We start from the raw sequence: 19,460 nt of genomic DNA on the forward strand, positions 1-19,460 counted from the left end.
ATTGATGCGGTTAAACCGCGAGGTATTAACTTAAATCGGGTATTTTGACGCCGGCATTATTATCAATCCCCACCAGCGACATTAAATTATTGGTGGCGGAAGAATAATTAATAGCAGAACTCCAGCCATCATATTCCGCGGTTATTTTTGACAGGGTTGCCTGCCAGACGTCCTGCTCGACGCTGAGCAAATCGTTGATACTTCTTTTGCTTAAGGTGTATTCATTTTTATAAATATCACGAGTGCGTAAGGCATTTTGCAGCTGCACTTTTCCGGCTTCCATTCTCCCGCGCGCACCGGTCCAGTCCGCCTGGGCCACGGAGGCTTTTTGCAGCACATCGAAGCGCGCCTGTTCCACCTGGGAGGTGGCCATTGCGCGGGCACCCTGCGCCTGACGCACGCGGGCAGAGACGGCGCCGCCCTGATACAGAGGGGCCTCAACGTTCAGTCGAATTTGATCGTCCCAATAAGAACGGTTGTTCGACTCATAGCGCGTTCGCCCGCCCTGGACGCTCACCGTCGGCCAGTACTGAGATTTGGCCCGGTCGACGCCATATTGCGCGGAGGTTTCCATGGTGCTGGCGGCCAGAACCTTTGGAATCATCGAGTAATCAATGGTATCCAGAGAATCCTGCTTGTTCTCCAGGCTCTGCGGCAGGGAAGAAAGCTGCGTCGCGTTCACGCCCGTCAGGACCGCAAGCCTGGCCCGCGCACTCTGGAGAGCCGCGTTGTATTGCTGGACCGTTGCCTGCATACCGGCAATGCGCGTCTCGGTCTGGAGCTCATCCGAGTTGGAGCTTAAACCGGCATTCGAACGCAGCTGCGCCAGACGTTGCACATTTTTGAGCGCCTTAACATTCTCTTCTGCCGCCTGTGTCAGGTCCATATAACGCTTGACCTCAACGTAGCTCAGGGCGGTTTTTTCCGCGACGTCAGACAGCGTGTCCATCAGCTGATAACGGTAGCTGTCGCGCTGAGATGAAGTCTGGTTGATCGAGCTGTTCGTTTTACCGAAGTCATAAACGAGCTGCGTCAGGGTTAATCCCCAGGACGCGGAATTCTTCAGCGATCCGCTGGAGTCAGTGGTTTGACTGTGGCCCGTGCTGCCATTGAGGGCAACTTGTGGCATCCATCCACTGCGCGCTTCATCAATTTGCGCCTGTCCAATCCCCATCTGTGCCGCCTGCTGGCTAATTGAGGGATCGCGATCAAACGCAAAAAGAATACTTTCTTTTAATGAAGTTGAAGGGACAAGGGCAGTTCCCACTGGCGTGTTTAAGGCCAGTGCGCGCGGAATTAATATTGAAGCGAATATCAGTGTCGAACCGAGGAAAAGTATCTTTCTCATAATTTCGTCCTTCTCTTTCACCCCCACAAGGATGTTTTTTAATGACCACCTCTTTTATCTACCTCGAAGGGAGTAGAAGAGACTCGCATAAAGTACATATGATCCCATCCCGAAATTATCACCCAACATCAGAGTCAGTCTTGTATTAAAGACCCGCTTCCTTTGGATTAATTTCAATTAAGAATGAGCTTATTCATTAGTACTATTTAACCTGGAGCATAACAAAATGCCTTAAGTGGAACTACACCTCCAATGTTAACGACGTGTTAATAACAAGAAAAATGTTTCCCTTTACTCGGCATAATGTAAAAAGTGTGTTTTTTACTCAAATAATAAAGCGCTGTTATCAAAGGAAATATCCTCCCGCCCCACCTGTACATTTTTGAGTTAATTCCGCCATTCATCTGACACAAAGATTTTCAAAGAATCGTCAGTTTTATGATTAAGCTGATTGCTTAATGAATAATCAACGGGTAATGACCGAGCGGATAGGATGGCGTGCTACCCTTAACTTCTAAGCAGCATTTAACACCATCATTAATGTTAATAATGGTGTTTTATCTTATATGTAATAAATAAAACAGAGTGATAACAAAGCCATTGAGTTTCAAGCCAACTGTTTATGTTTTTTAAATACTTTCTCACCTTTACTGAAAAGCGCTCATAACAACAGTGAGATGACGCCTGGCCGTCAGCACGGCACAACTCATCTTGAGGCGTAAAAAAACCGCCCGTAGGCGGTTTGATTGCTGATGTGGTCAGAGCGGTTTTACAACATCCGGATCTTCAGGTAGCAAGGGATCATTCACATCAGGTGTTTCAGGGATATCGTCACCAGGAATCGGGTCATCTTCAGGGACCGGATCAATTAAATCAGGACGTTCAGCCATAAAGCCTCCGTCAAATACGATGAACTCAAGCTATTTACTTTTGCTCGGTTGTTGTTTGCCGTGATCGTTTGGCTGTTTTTGTGGTTGTTGCGGCTGCTTAGGCTGCTCTTTATTCACATTTAAGATGGTGGATTTCATTTGGAACTCCGATAGGGTAAGCAGCATTTTGCTGCTCACTAACTATACGAGGGGATTGCTGATAATTCGAGCGAGGCGACAGGTGAATTTAAGCTATCTCATTAAAATATTAAGTGTTTTAAGTGAAATTATTTTTATGCGTACAGCGATGAGAAAATTCCGGGGCGCTGTCACGCCCGTTATATTGACAGCGTGTATACTCTTTAAGATGAGATTATTCGCTACCAGCTAATGGAGTTGATGACCGAAAGCGAAGCGTTTCGCGCCAGTACCACTGGTGGAGAAATATATCCGGACCAAAACCCATTTATCCCGCAGCGGGATACTGAAAATACTGGCCGAGCTGAAAACCGGCGGATACGTCGAAATGAACGAAGGCCGGCTGGTGAAAATCAATAAACTCCCGGCGAAGTATTAGCCCACTGTTTTCTGGAAGAAAAAATAATAACAGGTGAATGTGGATGAAACAGATTGCGATTATCGGTGCCGGACCCACCGGCATTTACACCCTCTTCTCCCTGCTGAAAAACCAGACACCCCTCGCAGTGACGCTCTACGAGCAAGGCGACGAAGCCGGTGTTGGCATGCCCTACAGCGATGAAGACAACTCGCGGATGATGCTGGCGAACATTGCCAGTATCGAAATCCCGCCGCTTTTTTCGACCTACCTCGACTGGCTGCGCACCCAAAGCAGCGCGCATCTGGCCCGCTACGGTGTGGAGAAATCCACGCTTCATGACCGCCAGTTCCTGCCGCGCATTCTTTTGGGCGAGTACTATCGCGACCAGTTTGTGCAGCTGGTGCGCCAGGCCCGAGAAAACGGCTTTGCGATTAAGGTCCACGAATCCTGCCAGGTCACGGATCTCGAAGCCACGCCTGCGGGCGTCAAAATCTGGGCGGATAACCGGGCAGAACCCACGACTTACGATCTCGCCGTACTCGCCACCGGACACGTCTGGCCGGACGATGACGAATCGACCCGCTCGTACTTCCCGAGCCCCTGGTCCGGGCTGATGGAGGCCAAAATCAACGCCTGTCGCGTCGGCATTATGGGTACGTCTCTTAGCGGACTGGACGCAGCGATGGCCGTCGCCATCCAGCACGGCGACTTTATCGAGCCGGAAAATCAGCCGGTAGAATTCAGGCTAGATAAAGGCAGCGAAGCGCTCAACATCGTTCTGATGTCCCGTTCGGGCATTCTGCCGGAAGCAGATTTTTACTGCCCGCTGCCCTACGAACCGTTAACGCTCGTGAGCGAACAGGCGATCGAGGCGGAAATCGCCGCCGGATCGGACGGCCTGCTGGATCGCGTGTTTAGCCTGATAGTTCAAGAAATCGAGCTCGCCGACCCGCAGTGGAGCGCCTCCATCAACTTGCCGACGCTTAACGCCGACAGCTTCCACGACGCCTACTTCGCCGAGCGCCACAAGCACGATCCCTTCAGCTGGGCGCAATCAAACCTCGATGAAGTCGAGCGCAACAAACGCGACAAACGTACGGTGCCCTGGCGCTACACCATTTTGCGCCTGCATGAAATCGTGCAGGAGATCGTCCCGCATCTGACCAGACAGGACCGCAAACGCTTTGACGCCGGGCTGTCACGTATTTTCATCGACAACTACGCCGCCATCCCGTCCCAGTCGATTCGCCGTCTGCTGGCGTTGCGCGAGGCAGGGATTATCAGCGTGGTGGCGCTGGGCGCTGAGTATGAAATGGATGTGCAGGGCGACCGCACGGAGATTGTCTTTGAGGGTAAAAAAGTGGAATTCGATCTGTTTATCGATGCCCGCGGGCAGAAGCCGCTGAAAACGAAAGACCTGCCGTTCCCGACCCTGCGCCAGCAGCTGCAGGAAAATGGCGATGAAATCCCGGACGTCGGCGAGGATTACACCCTGCTCGCGCCCGACAGCGTGCGTGGGCGGATTGCCTTTGGGGCGTTGCCGTATCTGATGCACGATCAGCCTTTTGTTCAGGGGCTTACCGTGTGCGCGGAGATTGGCGAGGCGATGGCGAAAGCGATAACGCAGCGTGCGTCACGGGCGCGTCGGCGGTTGCCGCCGATCGAATGGTAAGGTCTGGTGGAGTGTGTCAGGGCGGGTAAACTCCCGCCCTGACAACAGTTTACTCGAAGTAAACCTGCGGATTGTCAGACAGGGAGATAAAGGTTTTGCTCTCTTTATCCAGCGCCAGAATCGCGCCGCTTTCGATGTCGTACACCCAGCCGTGCAGGCGGATGGCGTTATTGCGCAGGCCCACTGCCACCGATGGATGGGTTTTGATGTTGCTCAGCTGGGCGAAGACGTTTTCCTGCACCATCGCGTTCACTTTGTCGGTCGGCGTCACCCAGGTTTTGTTCTCCACCACCGCTTTGGCGGCATCGGAGTAGCGCAGCCAGTGGGAGACCGCAGGCATCGGGTCGAGATTGGCGTTGTCGGCAATCGCCTTCATCGCACCGCAGTTGGAGTGGCCGCAGATCACAATGTCGGTCACGCCCAGCGCTACTACCGCGTACTCAATCGTCGCAGAGACACCGCCCGGTTCAGGACCAAATGGCGGCACGATATTGCCAGCATTACGAATGACAAAGAGCTGTCCCGGTTCCTGCTGCGTCACCAGTTCAGGGACCAGTCGGCTGTCTGAGCAGGAGATGAAAAGCGCTTTGGGATTCTGGCTGGACGCTAAACTGCGGAAGAGTTCTTTACGTTGCGGGAAAATCTCTTTTTGAAAGCTGAGAAAACCTTCAATGATATGTTGCATAGCAATGTCTCTTTTATCTGTTTTAGTTTAGGCATGATCGCGATCACGCTTCCTGAGTTTACCCACCGCGCTTTATTTCATACAAGAAATATATTTCTCCCCTGATTGCATGACGATTTCATGAGCATTCTCAGTGATGTTTTGGCCCTCGAACGCGCCGTACAGCCGCTCGAAGGAGACCGTTTTCAGGCGATCGGTGATCCCCTCCACCGCCGACCCGGGCAGCGGGAGCATGTTCGGGTAACTCCACATAAAGGAGACGCGGTCCGCGCCGGGGGTGACCTGCAAAATATCCCCGGCGAGCAGGACGCCGCTGTCGTTATTCCAGTGCAGTACCGTGCCGCCAGCAAAGTGCCCGCCCAGACGCAGCAGCCGGACGCCAGGTAAAATATCCAGCGAATCGCCCTGCCAGAAGTGGAGCGCCGGGCTGTCGCGCATCACCCACTCCCGGTCGCTGGCGTGGAGATAGACCGGAGCGTCAAACGCCGCCGCCCAGTCCTGCATGGTGGTGTAGTAATGCGGATGGGAAATCGCGATGGCATGGAGTCCGCCCAGCGCCTTAATCAGCGTTAGCGTGGCCGGGTCGAGCGTGGCGATGCAGTCCCACAGCACGTTGCCGTGCGGCGTTTGCAGCAGGATCGCGCGCTGGTTGATGGCAAATTTGGGAACGGTTTTGAGGGTTAACAGGCCCGGCTCAAGCTGCTGCCATTTGTTAGTATGGTTTTGCGTCACGGTGTCGTAATCCACCCACTGTTGCCCGCCGACGGGCACATACTGGCGCTCGTCGTCGCAAATCGCGCAGCGCGCGGGTGTGGTGTCATAGGATGTCCCGCAGGTTTTGCAGAGTGTGATCATTTTCCCTCCTCTTATCCGTCAGAGACAGAGTATGGCAGGGATTGGCGTTACGTGCGGTGAGGTACTTTCCCTGACTTTTTTATCCTATAATCTGCCAACAGCAAAAACTGAACAAAGCAGGTGTATGATGGAAATTGATCTCGATAATCTGGTGTTTAACGGCCTTGAAGAAGCGCAAGAGCGCAACGCGGAACGTCTGGAAGATGCAGACAAGAAAGCGCAGGCGGTTGTTGCCGACGATGATTGCGGTGATGCGTGTAAGATCTGAGGTTTTTTGCCGGGTGGCGGCTTTGCCTTACCCGGCCTACAAAAACCGATGCCATTGATGGTTTTGTAGGCCCGGTAAGCGCAGCGCCACCGGGCGATAACCCCGCACCGAACTACTTCTTCAACCCATCCAGCGCCTGCTGCGCACACGCCTCATCCAGCTGACCGCCCGGCGCACCGCCGATACCGATCGCACCGATCACTTCGTCGCCCTCTTTCACCGGCAAGCCACCCGCCAGCAATAAGAACCCCGGCACGTCACGCATATTCTGCGCACCCGCGTTGCTCTGCGCGGCTTCCATCACTTTGCCGGAGGCATTTTTGGTGCTGAGCGCCGTGAACGCTTTCATCTCGCTGGCTTTCACCGTGTGCGGACCGGCGTTATCGGTGCGCTGCACCGCTTTCACCACGCCCGCGCGATCCACCACCGTCACGCTCACCTGATAATTTTTGGCGCTACAGGCCTGAATCGCCGCGCTCGCCAGCGCATTCGCCTCGGTCAGAGAGATATTTTTCTGCGTCAAAGTATCTGCCTGGGCGGATACCGATACCATTCCTGCCACCAGCGCGGCCACCGTCATGAACTTTTTCATCGCAATTCCTCGAATGTGGGAGACAAGGCGATGCTATCGGGATGCGCGATGGAGCGATATTCGGTTGATTACGCAGGCCACCTGGTAGTTATACGGATTGCAATTTGTCGTATTCGCGTATCGCCTGCACCAGGCTGCTCACTCCGAGCTTGGCAAACAGCGCCGCGCGGTGCGCTTCAACGGTTCTCGGAGAAAGATTCAAACGCGCCGCCACCTCTTTATTGCTGCGCCCCTCTATCAGTTCGGCCAGCACTTCATGCTCGCGCGCCGTTAGCTGTTCAAACAGCGCTTTCACCCGTTTCAGCTCCTGCCAGTTGGCCGTGCGGCGCTGGCTCTCTTCGAACGCGCGGGCGAGAGTCTCGATGAGTTTATCGGCGTCCAGCGGCTTGGTGAAAAACTCAAACACGCCGGTGTGAAACGCGCGACGGCAGGCATCCACGCTGCCGTGTCCGGTCATAATGATCACCGGCAGCAGCGGCCACGGCCACACGCCCTCCTCCAGCCAGGTTAAGCCACCCTTGCCCGGCATACGCATGTCCAGCAGCAGACAGCCGGTGAGCGCTTTTTCCGCGTCATGTTGTGCCGTAAACGCCTCGATGCTGGCGAAGGTTTGCACCTCCCAGTTCATGCCCGAAAGCAGAAACGCCATCGACTCCCGGATGGCGGCGTCGTCATCAATCAAATACACCACATTAGTCATGCGCGGCTCCTTTACCCGGTTCCAGTTGCAACACAATCTTCGCTCCGCCCTGCGGCGCGTTGCCGAGCGTGATACTGCCGTTCATGCGCAGCATCAGGGATTCCGTGAGCGTCATCCCGAGGCCAATCCCCTTTTCTCTGCCGCTGTAGAACGGCATAAAAGCATTATTCAGCGCCTCGGGGCTGAACCCCGGCCCGCCGTCGGTCATGATGATTTCTATGACCTCGCTCTGACGCTGGCTGGTGATATGCACCCAGCCGCGCGCGTTCTCCTGCTGCGCCTGAATCGCATTGCTGAGCAGATTATGCAGCACCTGCTCGAGCCACAGCCGGTCCGCCTGCACGCGCGCGGCCTCCGGCGGGAAATGGTGGCTGACGGTGATGTGCTCATTTCTGCGCTCATGCTCCAGCAAATTGCCTACGTGCTGCCAGCACTCGGCCAGATCGACCTCGCTCAGGGTGACTTTTTCCTGCACCACATGTTCGCGAAAGCGCGCCAGCAGTTCGCCGATGCGCTGGGTCTGTACCCGCGCCGCATCGAGCGCATGGGAAACCGCCGCAGGGTTATCCTGCCCCAACTGGCGCTGCGCGCCCTGGATCCAGGTTTGTGCCGCCGTCAGCGGCTGGTTGATCTCGTGCACAATCCCGGCGGTGATCTCCCCCAGGGTGTTGAGGCGCGCGTGCTGATAATACCAGGCGCGCCGCTCGGCGTTTAATCGCTGCAACCGTTGCCAGACCACGCCCGCGCCCACAGCGACAATGCCCGCCCAGCCGAGGAACAGCAGCGGGAACAGCGCCCAGGAGATTTGCAGCCAGCGCGGTTCGGCATCCGCCGTCAGCGTGAAGGGCTGGGTATGCTGGGGGAAATCGCGCTGCCAGTGCCAGAACGCGGTCGAAGGTTCTGAGGCAGTCGCCGACAGATTGATGTGCAGAGGGGAAAATTCATGCGCCGCCGTGAGCAGCGGGCGCAGATCGATTCGCACCCGAATCTGCCGCCACGGGTTGTAGAGCCAGTATTGTTCGTCGCCGAGCGGCTCAACGCGGGCGGCGTCCAGCGCACGGTCGTGCGTTTTTTCCAGGCCGAGGATCTGGGGGAATTTTTTGCGCAGCGCCGTCAGGTCTTCATCGCCATTGAGCAGCGGCAGCACGGACTCGTTTTGCGTCAGCACGGCGCTGATGCCGGAGAAGAGCGCGGTGAATTCGCGATCGCGCTCCCAGAACTGGCGACGGATCTGTTCGGCATACAGCAGGACGCTGCTCAGCAGGCAGAGAATTATCCACACCACCAGGGCTCGTCGGATCAATTTTTGGCTGGTCATTCGGTCTTCAGGCGAGGTGATTTTTGCCTTAGACCTTAGCAGGTTGACCGATTAAGAACAAAAAAATGCCGATACGTTCAGGTATCGGCTGCACAGTTCGTTCCAGTAGGTCAGGCGCGTACGCCGTAACTCAGCGTGGTGTTTTGTCATGGAACCACTCCGGGTCGATGTTGGCCACATCGACGCCATACAGACTGGCAATCGGCAGCACCGATTCAATAACACGTTGCGCGCTGTTCTCCGCACTCTCTGATTTGGCGACAAAAAACCGCCGTAACGTATTCACCCAGTTTTGCATGGCCCGACTCCTCTCGATTGCGTCTGAACTCAGTTAAAACCCAAACCCGACTTAACGGAAATACCAATATCAGCTGACCATTTTCAGAATCCGCAAATGCGACGTTTCCCGTCACTTACCCGTAACACCCTGTTCACTAATAACTTTTCTTATATAGCAAAGAACATTTTCTTATTTGGCGATACATAACGCTTATGGGAGCGTATTCGAACAAAACAAAAACAACGGGATACTTGAGGGAACTATGGCTACACACAAAAAGCATTATCACAGACTGGCGCTGGCACTGGGTTTACTGACCGCAGGCGGCTTTTTATCGACGCAGGCTCAGGCCGATCAGCTGGCGGATATCAAAGCCGCTGGCGTGGTGAAGGTCGCGACCTTTGACGCCAACCCGCCGTTCGGCTCGATCGATGCCAAAACCCACGACATCGTCGGGTATGACGTCGATTTCGCCAAAGCGCTGGCTAAAAAGCTCGGCGTGAAGCTGGAGCTGGTCGCCACCAACCCGGCGAACCGCATTCCGCTGCTGCAGTCGGGCAAGGCCGATCTGATCGTCGCCGACATCACCATCACTCCGGAGCGTGCGCAGGTGATCGATTTCTCCACACCCTATTTCGTGACCGGTCAGCAGTTCCTGGTCCCGGCAAAATCGGCGGATAAACTGGATGCCTACAGCAAAGCGCGCATCGGGGCGGTGAAAGGCACCACCGGTGAGCAGGCGCTACATCAGCGTTTCCCGCAGTCTCGCGTGCTCTCTTATGACGATATTCCGCTGGCGTTAACCGCCCTGCGTAACGGCAACGTGCAGGCGATTACTCAGGACAGCACCATTCTGGCGGGCCTGCTGGCACAGGCGCCAGATAAAGCCGATTTCAAAATCCTGCCGGACTTGCTGAGTAAAGAGGAGATCGGCGTGGGGGTGAAGAAAGGCGAAACCGCGCTGCTGAAAGTGGTTAACGACGAGCTGGTGAATCTGGAGAAAACCGGCGACGCGGCCAAAATCTATGACGTCTGGTTCGGCCCGCAAACTCAGTCACCTCAGCCTCGCGCCTTTAAAATAGAAGCCCAGTAATATGCTCTCAGGTTTATTTTCACGCTCCGCGGCCCGTGCCGCGGATTTTTCACATCTGGACCAGGCAAGCGTTGAGTTCCGCGAGGTGGTCAAACGCTACGGCGATCATCCGGTTTTAAAAGGGATTAACCTCAGCATCGCGCCCGGAGAAGTGGTGGCGATCCTCGGCCCGTCCGGTTCCGGTAAGTCCACATTGATTCGTCTGATTAACCAGCTTGAGTCGCTGAACGGCGGCGAAATCCTGATCGACGGCAAACCCACCGGCAAACTGACCGGCACGGCCCTGCGCCAGCTGCGCAGCCGGGTCGGATTTGTGTTCCAGCAATTTAATCTTTACGCCCATCTGACGGCCAGCCAGAACATTAGCCTGGCGCTGGAGCATGTGCACGGCTGGAAAGCGCCGCAGGCTCAGGAGCGCGCTCTGACGCTGCTCGATAAAGTCGGGATGGTGGAGAAAGCAGAGCATTATCCAGCGGAGCTGTCCGGCGGGCAGCAGCAGCGCGTGGCGATTGCCAGGGCGCTGGCGTCCTCGCCGCAAATCATCCTGTTTGATGAGCCGACGTCGGCCCTCGATCCGGAGATGATTGGCGAGGTGTTGCAGGTGATGAAGGCCCTCGCCCACAGCGGCATCACGATGATCGTCGTGACGCACGAGATGCAGTTTGCCCGCGAGATCGCCGACCGGGTGGTGTTTATCGACGGCGGACAGATCCTGGAGACCGCCCCGCCGGAGCAGTTCTTCCGCCATCCGGAACATCCTCGCGCCCGACAGTTCCTGCAAAAGGTGCTCAACCCGCTGCATCAGGAGTTACCGTGATGCCCGCCCTCGACTGGCAAGGGGTGCTTTCCGGACAGCCCTTGCAGTGGATTTTATCCGGTTTTCTCACCACGCTGTGGGTGACGCTGGCAGGCATGATCATCGCCAGCGTCTTCGCGATTCTGTTTTTGCTCCTGCGGCTGGCAGGCGGAAAAACGGGCAACGCCCTTGTGGCGGTGTGGGTCTCTCTGTTTCGCAATACGCCGTTACTGGTCCAGCTGCTGTTCTGGTATTTCGCCGCCTGGAACGGGCTGCCGCGCGCGTTTCGCGATTACATCAACGCCGATCACAGCTGGTCGATTCTGCCGGGTGACGTCTGGTGGTTTACGCCGGAGTTTCTCTGTTCCGCCTGGGGGCTGGGGGTGTTTACGTCGGCGTTTTTGATCGAAGAGATCGCCTCGGGTTTACAGGCGGTGTCATCCGGACAGCGACAGGCGGCGCTGGCGCAGGGGTTTTCTTCCTGGCGGCTGTTCCGCTACATCCTTCTGCCCCAGGGGCTGGCGAACGCCTGGCAGCCGGTCGTCGGGCAGTATCTGAACTTAATGAAACTCTCGTCGCTGGCAAGCGGGATCGGGTTTGCCGAGCTGACCTATCAGGTGCGGCAGATTGAGAGTTACAACGCCCACGCGCTGGAGGCCTTTACCGTCGGCACCGTGCTGTATCTGCTGACCGGCGTGGTGCTCGGGCTGCTGCTGGTGAAACTTGGACCGTCGACCGTGAAACGCCGCCCGCGTCCAACGGCCATCCGTGCAGGGAGGGAACGCGCATGATCGCCGGACTGAACGTGATTACTGAAAACCTGGATTATCTGCTGTGGGGGCGGATGTCGGCGGGGGAACCTGGCGGCGTGTTGCTGACGCTGCTGATGGCGCTGGGCGCCGCCGCGCTGGCCTTGCCGGGCGGGATTGCCCTCGCCGCGCTGGCCTGGCGTTTTCCGGGTATCGTGCGCAGAACGCTGTTTCTGTGGGCGGAGCTGATTCGCGGTATCCCGCTGATCTTCGTGATTTTCTGGATGTGGTATTTGCTGCCGCTGCTGACGGGCGGCGATCTGCCCGGCGCGTTGACCGTCACGCTGGCGCTGGCGTGGTTTACCGCGGCGGCGGTGATGCACTCGGTGCTGGCCGGGCTTCGGGCGTTGCCCGGCGGGCAATACGAAGCGGCGCTAACCCAGGGGTTTGGCACGCAGCAGACGCTGTGGCTGATCCTGCTCCCGCAGGTGTTACGTAATATTCTGCCGTCTCTGCTGGGGATTTTTATCAGCCTGCTGAAAGATACGTCGCTGGCCTTTATTGTCAACGTGCCGGAGCTGACGACCGTCGCCGGACAGGTGAACAACCGGGTGCAGATTTACCCGGCGGCCATTTTTATCTTTACCGGCGTGGTCTATTACCTGCTCTGCTGTGGTCTTGAGCAGGTCGCGAAACGCTGGCGATTTACCCCGCCAGCGCTTTAACCACCGTTTCCATCGCTTCTGTCGTCAATTCGCTGCGTTTCACGCGCTGGTTCGCCAGCGCGATCTTTTGATATGCAACTATTGCGGGTCGAAACTTGCAACGCGACACCTTACAGGTTGCCAATCGGTATTTCCGCTCTAATACACATTGCGCTATGTTCGAGACACAAACTAATTTGGTACAAAAAGCCGTAACATCACCCATTTTTGCATGGCCAACTCTCCACCGTTGCGCCAGGACTGGCCCCCCCCCCAACTCTCGGCTAGGAAAATACTAAACTCGCCAGAGGATATGTAGAATCTACAATTGACTGGTTCGTACAATAAACCTCATTCAGCTTCGTCAATCCCAGGGGCAATATGATCCTCCCAGGCATCAGCTAACGGCCAACATACTAATCGATAGATCACCCAACAGGCATATATCGCGGCAGCACTAAAACAACCTTGAGTTGACAGTTTTCCATGAGCTATTTCATGACGTAAAGAAGGTCCTGGTTTGTAATTGAATAATAGATCAATCGTGTTAACTAACTCTTTGCCAAACACACTCTCAAGTTCTGGTCGTAAATTCTCAAGCATACCTGATAAGGAACGGTCTTCCTGAAGAAGATCGTTATCCATTTTAGATGTTTCGCGGTTTAAATTTAGCATGTAAAAGCGAATTGAATTCTCTAACTGTGGAATCAGGAGATAAGCCGATGTGGCATAATCACCTTGAAACAGTCGAGAAAAACCCAATGCAAAAATATGATGATGGGAATTTGGCACAAAAGGACTTAGTGCCACTATATTTTCAAAGTGTCTTTCTTCAATCGAAAACCTGGTTGATAGCGAATAACGAACTGGAAGGATGAAACAATAAAAAAGTCTTTGATAGAAGATATCAAGTGTTTTTATAGCTTCAGCCTTATACCATTCTTCGGAGGGAGTTTCATTAAACTGCGCTGATGGCGTTTTTGCATATACCTTCCCTTCATTGTCAGTATAAACTGAACTCATTAGATTACTGAAAAGACTCTCTTTACGTTTGAAATCAGCCTTGGCACGGAGTATCTCTTCCGGAATGATAAAATCTTCAACGGCGAATTGGAGTAGACACTCTGAAAGAGAAAGTTGCGCATATATTTCCTGAATCTCTTTTTCTTCTTTCTCTGTATTTATTGGTGTTCTAAATGTTGAAATTTCATCCAGGGACTCTAATTGCAAAAACCGCTGTTCTTCGAATAGCTTTGCAATTCGCTCTTTTCGGCCTCCTATTGCGCGAAGTTCACTTATCGCTACTGAGACCCAATATGCTTTCGCAGATGCCTGACAGACTGAGTCCCTCATTCTTAATGTTTGAGCGACAACATTATCTAAACATAATTTCCTGGATTCATTATCACCTGTCTTTTCAAACGCAGTGGCTGCTAAATGCCATACTTTCTTTACTGCCTCGGGATAACTATCCTGTTCTGCCGTACTCGCTATAACTTTGGCCTCAGTAGCTATAACCGCCCATTCTAATAGATTTTTGTTGCAACCAAGACGAGTAACCCTCTCATATATAACATAGTGTTTTGCATCAATAGCGCGTTTGCGAACACTTTCAAATGCCTTTCTCAATCCTGTCGGAACATTACCTTTCTTTTGTGTAAGTGCCGAGATCTGCATTGCTCTATTAAATATTGCCTCAATATGGCTGAGTTTTATATTATTATCTTCCCCGTTCAACTCACCACTTTCAACTTTCGCAATAATATCTGCATAAGCCTCAATTGCTATTTCAGCTGCTTCTTTTCTCTTTTTATTGTTATACCATATTACATCAGCAATTCTTGCACGGAGTGGTAAATTGTTTATTTTTGAAACTATTGCAAAAAGAATTTCATTTTGTTCACCACGAAAATCACTCGGTATGTATGTACGACCAGTCGGGCCTTCCCATGATGGCCCCCATGGTTGGGCTGGATCATCAGTTCTTAAATGAAAGCTGCATATGGCTTTCATCAATTCATAAACACGTTTGTTTGCGTCACTCTCTGTATCTTTTTCGGCTAGCGCAGATAATTCACGCGCCAGTATTCTGCAAGAAAAATCAGTATTGCCAGATAACATGCTGTCTAAATTAAAAGTGGAAAAATCTTGCTCCGTCGCCAGAACAATTGGCGTTACAACCGCAGGTTGCTCTTCACTTTGTCCATTGTTCTCATTATCTTCCATGACTTGTCCTTTGTTCATCATCGGAAAATCCTGCGGTTAATTATGTACCGCAGGCATTCTTATTGCGAAGAAGTACTGTCGGATAAAACTGTAAACTAGTGCTTCACCCCGCCAGCGCTTTAACCACTGTTTCCATCGCTTCTGTCGTCAATTCGCTGCGTTTCACGCGCTGGTTCGCCAGCGCGGTACGCAGTACGCCCGCAATGACGATATGCTTCGGCTCCTGGCCTAAATCCCGCATCTCAAGAACGACCTTTCCGACTACCCGGCACATTTCCTGATAAAGCGCGTCGTCTTTAGTCACATTGCCCATTGCTATCACTCCATTGCTGTAAAGGAGCAGCTTAAATGATTAACAGAATGGATACAAAAAAGGGTGAAGGGAAACCGCGGTTTCCCTTCACCCTAACCCTCTCCCAAAGGGAGAGGGGACCGACCGTGCTTAGTTATTGACTGGGATGACTGCGCCTTTATATTTGGTGCGGATCCAGTCCTGAATCTCTTTGGAGTGCAGCACGTCCACCAGCGCGACGATATCTTTCTTCTTCTCGTCACCGCGATGTACGGTGATGATGTTCGCGTATGGGTTGTTCTCACCGCTCTCTACCGCGATTGGGTCATGAACCGGGTCGAGGCCCGCGTCGATGGCGTAGTTGGCGTTGATCACTACCGCCGCGCCTTCATCATTGTTATACATCTGCGGCAGCAGAGAAGCTTCGACGTTCGGGGTGAACTGCAGTTTTTTCGGGTTTTCCACGATGTCGCTGATGCGCGCAGTCACTTTGTCGATGCCTGGCTTGAGCTTAATCACGCCCTCTTTCTCGAAGATAGAGAGAATACGGCCTTCTTCAGACACCGCATCACGCATGATGATTTTGCCGCCTTCCGGCAGATCTTTCAGGGATTTGTATTTTTTGGAGTAGATGCCAATTGGCTCGATGTGGATCGCCCCGGCACTGACGAAATCGTAATCTTTGTCGCCCGCATGATCTTTCAGCACGCTGTTCAGATACGGAATGTGCTGGAAGTAGTTCGCGTCGATGTCACGGCCCGCCAACGCGGTGTTAGGCAGGATGTAGTCCTGGAAGGGTTTGATCTCCAGATCGATACCCTGTTTCGCCAGAATCGGTTTCGCCTGCTCCAGAATTTCAGCGTGCGGGGTGTTGGATGCGCCAACGGTCAGCGTATCCGCCCAGGAGGCAAAGCTCAGGGCGCTCAGGGTTGCGGCGGCAATCAGTGTCAGTGTCTTTTTCATGATGTGTGTTCCTGTGAATTAATTGTTTTTAGCGTTTATCTAACAGTGAAGTAATGACGTCGCCGCAGAACTGGATAATGAAAACGATGATCAAAATGGTCACCGTTGCCACCAGCGTGACATCACCGTGGTTGCGCTGGAATCCTTCCAGATAAGCCAGATTTCCCAAACCTCCTGCCCCAATCACCCCCGCCATGGCGCTGTAGCTCACCAGGGCAATCAGCGTGACCGTGATGCCTGATACCAGGGCGGGTGAGGATTCCGGCAGTAAAACCCGAAAAATTAAGGTGCTCAGGCGAGCGCCCATCGAACGCGTCGCCTCGATCACCCCTTTGTCTACTTCGCGCAGGGCGATCTCCACCAGACGCGCATAGAACGGAGCGGCACCGACAATCAGCGCCGGGAGCGCGGCGTTAGCGCCCAGAATCGTCCCGACGATGGTCTTAGTGAATGGGATCAGTAAGACAATCAGGATGATGAACGGAATCGAACGGAAGACGTTCACCACGATTGAAATCACGCTGTAGACCGTGCGGTTATGGAACAGCCCGCCGCGCGCGGTCAGAAACAGCGCCAGGCCCAAGACAATCCCTAAGGCAAAGGTCGCGACGCCGGAAATCGCCGTCATGTAGAGCGTCTCCAGGGTGGCGGCCCACAGCTGGTCCCATTTCAGATGCGGAAAAAGAGTTTCAGGCATGTTTAATCACCTCGCCTTCAATATCGCTGTGCTTCAGGTCGGCGAGTATATTGTTCAGTTGTTCTTCGGATGCCACCACGTGCAGCCAGAGCTGGCCGAAAACGCCGTGTGCGGTTTGCGTCATTTTGCCGTGCAGAATGTTGAACGGCAGGCCGTAGCGCAGGGTCAATTCCCCGACGACGGGCTTGTGGGTGCTGTGTCCGGTAAAGGTCAGGCGGATCACCGTCCCTTCCAGCTCGTTCGCCAGCTCCGGATTGAAAGCTTCTTCCTCGGCGTACTGGCTCACCTGGCGCACAAACTGCTGAGTGATCGGTTTTTGCGGATGGGTGAAGACGCTCAGGACGTCCCCCTCCTCCACCACTTTGCCGTTTTCCATGACCGCCACGCGGTCGCAGATTTTGCGCACCACGTGCATCTCGTGGGTGATCAGCACGATGGTGAGATTGAAACGACGGTTAATGTCGAGCAGCAGATCGAGGATCTGATCCGTCGTTTGCGGGTCGAGCGCGGACGTGGCTTCGTCGCACAGCAGCACATCGGGATTATTCGCCAGCGCACGAGCGATGCCGACGCGCTGTTTCTGCCCGCCGCTGAGCTGTGACGGATAGGCATTTTCGCGGCCTTTCAGCCCCACCAGATCCACCAGCTCGGCGACGCGCGTTTTGATTTTGGCTTTGGGAACGCCCGCGATTTGCATCGAGAAGGCGATGTTTTCTGTCACCGTGCGCGACCACAGCAGGTTGAAGTGCTGGAACACCATGCTGATCTTCAGACGCGCCTGACGCAGCTCTTCCCCTTTCGCCGAGGAGATCTCCTGACCGCTGATGGTTACGCTGCCTGACGTCGGCTTTTCCAGCCCGTTCAGCAGACGGATCAGCGTACTTTTTCCGGCACCGCTGTAGCCGATAATCCCGTAAATCTGCCCCTGCTCAACCGTCAAATTGACGTCATCCACGGCGGTAAGCGCCACTTTTCCGTTGTCAAAAACCTTCGAAATATTCCTCAGAACTATCATTCTTTTTCTTATCCGTTACGCATATAGCGGTTTAGCAGTATGGATGTCCAAACGATAGTAATCAGAGGTTATGAGGTTTTAAATGAACAAAATCGCATGTCTTATAACTCTGAGGAATATGTGGCGTGGCGACTGGGCGCAGAACGAATAGCTTATTTTCAGCAATGATTATCTGTGGAATGGATATGAGACAGCGCCTCAGGCTCGAAAACGGTCATTTTTCCCGCATTTTGTCCTTATATAGCCATCCTCACATCTGGAGCACTTTACGGCTTGCTATCTTGACTGCCAAATCAGGCATTTATATTACTTTCCGTTCTAATAGGCAGTGAAAGGTTCTTTCTTGAGAAATTTTCATGGTCCTATCATCCAGCCATGTCCCTGTTAAGGAAAAGACCATGGCGATTTATCACTCTGTCACCGAACTGATTGGCCGCACGCCGCTGATCCAGCTGCACAAGCTGGATACCGGCCTGTGTTCGCTGTTTTTGAAACTCGAGAACCAGAATCCGGGCGGATCCATTAAGGACCGCGTGGCTCTGTCGATGGTTAACGAGGCCGAACGCAAAGGGCTGCTCGCGCCGGGCGGCACCATCATTGAAGCCACGGCGGGCAACACCGGGCTGGGGCTGGCGCTGATTGCGGCGCAGAAAGGCTACGCGCTGGTGCTGGTGGTGCCGGACAAAATGAGCCGCGAGAAGATTTTCCACCTGCGCGCGCTGGGCGCTCAGGTGGTGCTCACCCGCTCTGACGTCAACAAGGGCCATCCGGCCTATTACCAGGATTATGCGCAGCGTCTGGCGCAGGAGATTCCGGGCAGTTTCTATATTGACCAGTTCAATAACGAGGCTAATCCGCTGGCGCACAGCACCTCCACCGCGCCGGAGCTGTTTGAACAGCTGGAAGGAAAAATCGACGCTATCGTCGTCGGCGTCGGGTCCGGCGGTACGCTCGGTGGGCTGCAGGCGTGGTTTGCGCAGCATTCGCCGCACACGGAGTTTGTGCTGGCCGACCCGGCGGGGTCAGTGCTGGCAGATCAGGTGGAGTCGGGCCGTCATCATGACGCCGGTTCGTGGCTGGTCGAAGGCATCGGCGAGGATTTCATTCCGCCGCTGGCGCACATCGAGGGGGTACAGCAGGCGTATCGCGTGACTGACCGTGAAGCCTTCACCACCGCCCGCGATCTGCTGAAAACCGAAGGCATTCTGGCGGGCTCTTCCAGCGGCACGTTGCTGGCGGCAGCGCTGCGCTACTGTCAGGCGCAAACCACGCCCAAACGGGTGGTGACCTTTGCCTGCGACAGCGGGAACAAATATCTGTCGAAAATGTTCAACGACGACTGGATGCGCCAGCAGGGGCTGATCTCCCGCCCGCCAACTGGCGATCTCTCAGACTATATCGCCCTGCGGCACGACGAAGGCGCCACCGTCACCGCCGCGCCGGATGACACCCTCGCGACCGTACTGGCGCGCATGCGCCTGTACGACATCTCCCAGCTGCCGGTGTTAGAGAATGGTCAGGTGGTGGGCATTGTCGACGAGTGGGATCTGGTCAGCCATATCGCGGGGGACGGCGAGCGTTTCGCCCTACCCGTGACCGAGGCAATGACCCGCCACGTGGAAGTGCTCGACAAACACGCCTCTGAGAGCGCACTGAAACCGATCTTTGACCGCGGTCTGGTGGCGGTCATTAACGACCGCGATCGCTTTCTCGGCCTGATTACGCGCAGCGACGTCCTCACCGTCTGGCGCAACCGTCTTCAACAATAAGGAACAATAA

General features: G+C 54.4%; 20 protein-coding genes and 2 pseudogenes. 8 read left to right on the plus strand and 14 right to left on the minus strand.

All coding sequences use genetic code 11. The features are described from left to right. Positions 1-25: 25 nt before the first annotated feature. Complete coding sequence (locus QQF33_RS20165) at positions 26-1,348, minus strand: TolC family outer membrane protein (RefSeq protein WP_282491923.1); 1,323 nt, start codon at positions 1,346-1,348, stop codon at positions 26-28. 758 nt (positions 1,349-2,106) lie between these two features. Next, positions 2,107-2,238: a hypothetical protein gene (locus QQF33_RS20170; RefSeq protein ID WP_285144692.1), complete on the minus strand. Its 132-nt coding sequence runs from the start codon at positions 2,236-2,238 to the stop codon at positions 2,107-2,109. Between the two features lie 348 nt (positions 2,239-2,586). Between QQF33_RS20170 and QQF33_RS20175 the strand changes: the two are divergent. Both QQF33_RS20175 and QQF33_RS20180 read left to right on the plus strand, forming a co-directional pair. Beyond that, positions 2,587-2,794: pseudogene (locus QQF33_RS20175) on the plus strand (helix-turn-helix domain-containing protein); the annotation flags it as partial. A 43-nt stretch (positions 2,795-2,837) separates the two neighbouring features. Continuing rightward, the gene (locus QQF33_RS20180) at positions 2,838-4,448 is read left to right on the plus strand and encodes an FAD-NAD(P)-binding protein (protein WP_285158477.1); all 1,611 of its coding nucleotides are present in this window, start codon (positions 2,838-2,840) and stop codon (positions 4,446-4,448) included. Positions 4,449-4,497: 49 nt separating this feature from the next. On the opposite strand, the gene QQF33_RS20185 is transcribed toward QQF33_RS20180, so the two are convergent. Beyond that, entirely contained in the window at positions 4,498-5,133 is a 636-nt protein-coding gene (locus QQF33_RS20185; RefSeq protein ID WP_285158478.1) for a carbonic anhydrase, read from the minus strand. A gap of 72 nt (positions 5,134-5,205) precedes the next feature. Further along, positions 5,206-5,988, minus strand: coding sequence for an MBL fold metallo-hydrolase (locus QQF33_RS20190; protein ID WP_285158479.1), 783 nt, complete (start codon positions 5,986-5,988; stop codon positions 5,206-5,208). A 127-nt stretch (positions 5,989-6,115) separates the two neighbouring features. On the opposite strand from QQF33_RS20190, the gene QQF33_RS20195 reads away from it, so the two are divergent. After that, positions 6,116-6,256, plus strand: coding sequence for a hypothetical protein (locus tag QQF33_RS20195; protein ID WP_095281773.1), 141 nt, complete (start codon positions 6,116-6,118; stop codon positions 6,254-6,256). A 112-nt stretch (positions 6,257-6,368) separates the two neighbouring features. Here the strand turns inward: QQF33_RS20195 and QQF33_RS20200 are convergent, their stop codons facing one another. The 4 genes from QQF33_RS20200 to QQF33_RS20215 all read right to left on the minus strand — a co-directional run bounded on the left by QQF33_RS20200 (position 6,369) and on the right by QQF33_RS20215 (position 9,164). Then, a complete protein-coding gene (locus QQF33_RS20200; protein ID WP_282491946.1) occupies positions 6,369-6,848 on the minus strand; it encodes a GlcG/HbpS family heme-binding protein in 480 nt (159 codons plus the stop codon). 88 nt (positions 6,849-6,936) lie between these two features. Then, positions 6,937-7,548, minus strand: a complete 612-nt coding sequence (locus tag QQF33_RS20205) for a response regulator transcription factor (RefSeq protein WP_285158480.1) — start codon at positions 7,546-7,548, stop codon at positions 6,937-6,939. Next, the gene (locus tag QQF33_RS20210) at positions 7,541-8,866 is read right to left on the minus strand and encodes a sensor histidine kinase (protein ID WP_285158481.1); all 1,326 of its coding nucleotides are present in this window, start codon (positions 8,864-8,866) and stop codon (positions 7,541-7,543) included. Before QQF33_RS20210 ends, QQF33_RS20205 begins: the two co-directional genes overlap by 8 nt. Before the next feature lie 130 nt (positions 8,867-8,996). Then, positions 8,997-9,164, minus strand: a complete 168-nt coding sequence (locus QQF33_RS20215; protein ID WP_165790602.1) for a hypothetical protein — start codon at positions 9,162-9,164, stop codon at positions 8,997-8,999. 244 nt (positions 9,165-9,408) lie between these two features. Here QQF33_RS20215 and QQF33_RS20220 point away from each other — a divergent pair, with 244 nt between their 5' ends. From QQF33_RS20220 to QQF33_RS20235, 4 genes are read left to right on the plus strand one after another with little or no spacing between them, the layout of a single operon-like run. Beyond that, positions 9,409-10,239: an ABC transporter substrate-binding protein gene (locus QQF33_RS20220; protein ID WP_285150204.1), complete on the plus strand. Its 831-nt coding sequence runs from the start codon at positions 9,409-9,411 to the stop codon at positions 10,237-10,239. Position 10,240: 1 nt separating this feature from the next. After that, positions 10,241-11,056, plus strand: coding sequence for an amino acid ABC transporter ATP-binding protein (locus QQF33_RS20225; protein ID WP_285144699.1), 816 nt, complete (start codon positions 10,241-10,243; stop codon positions 11,054-11,056). Continuing rightward, the gene (locus QQF33_RS20230; protein WP_285158493.1) at positions 11,056-11,826 is read left to right on the plus strand and encodes an amino acid ABC transporter permease; all 771 of its coding nucleotides are present in this window, start codon (positions 11,056-11,058) and stop codon (positions 11,824-11,826) included. The genes QQF33_RS20225 and QQF33_RS20230 overlap by 1 nt, the downstream gene beginning before the upstream one ends. Next, on the plus strand, positions 11,823-12,509 hold the full coding sequence (locus tag QQF33_RS20235; protein WP_285158482.1) for an amino acid ABC transporter permease: 687 nt from the start codon (positions 11,823-11,825) through the stop codon (positions 12,507-12,509). The genes QQF33_RS20230 and QQF33_RS20235 overlap by 4 nt, the downstream gene beginning before the upstream one ends. On the opposite strand, the pseudogene QQF33_RS20240 reads toward QQF33_RS20235, so the two are convergent. From QQF33_RS20240 to QQF33_RS20265, 6 genes and pseudogenes are all read right to left on the minus strand, one after another. After that, positions 12,490-12,573 (minus strand): annotated as a pseudogene (locus QQF33_RS20240) (DUF2767 family protein); the annotation flags it as partial. The gene QQF33_RS20235 and the pseudogene QQF33_RS20240 overlap by 20 nt on opposite strands. A gap of 266 nt (positions 12,574-12,839) precedes the next feature. Further along, entirely contained in the window at positions 12,840-14,735 is a 1,896-nt protein-coding gene (locus tag QQF33_RS20245) for a DUF4209 domain-containing protein (protein ID WP_285150202.1), read from the minus strand. An 82-nt stretch (positions 14,736-14,817) separates the two neighbouring features. Further along, positions 14,818-15,027, minus strand: a complete 210-nt coding sequence (fumD, locus tag QQF33_RS20250) for a fumarate hydratase FumD (protein ID WP_045401410.1) — start codon at positions 15,025-15,027, stop codon at positions 14,818-14,820. Positions 15,028-15,156: 129 nt separating this feature from the next. Next, positions 15,157-15,969, minus strand: a complete 813-nt coding sequence (locus QQF33_RS20255) for a MetQ/NlpA family ABC transporter substrate-binding protein (protein WP_006174916.1) — start codon at positions 15,967-15,969, stop codon at positions 15,157-15,159. A gap of 28 nt (positions 15,970-15,997) precedes the next feature. Continuing rightward, positions 15,998-16,666: a methionine ABC transporter permease gene (locus QQF33_RS20260; RefSeq protein WP_285144701.1), complete on the minus strand. Its 669-nt coding sequence runs from the start codon at positions 16,664-16,666 to the stop codon at positions 15,998-16,000. Next, complete coding sequence (locus QQF33_RS20265; RefSeq protein WP_285144702.1) at positions 16,659-17,681, minus strand: methionine ABC transporter ATP-binding protein; 1,023 nt, start codon at positions 17,679-17,681, stop codon at positions 16,659-16,661. Before QQF33_RS20265 ends, QQF33_RS20260 begins: the two co-directional genes overlap by 8 nt. A gap of 398 nt (positions 17,682-18,079) precedes the next feature. On the opposite strand from QQF33_RS20265, the gene QQF33_RS20270 reads away from it, so the two are divergent. Next, on the plus strand, positions 18,080-19,450 hold the full coding sequence (locus tag QQF33_RS20270; RefSeq protein WP_285155019.1) for a cystathionine beta-synthase: 1,371 nt from the start codon (positions 18,080-18,082) through the stop codon (positions 19,448-19,450). Positions 19,451-19,460 lie beyond the last annotated feature (10 nt).

Origin of the sequence: Lelliottia wanjuensis (assembly GCF_030238365.1) — a bacterium.
GTDB lineage: Bacteria > Pseudomonadota > Gammaproteobacteria > Enterobacterales > Enterobacteriaceae > Enterobacter > Enterobacter wanjuensis.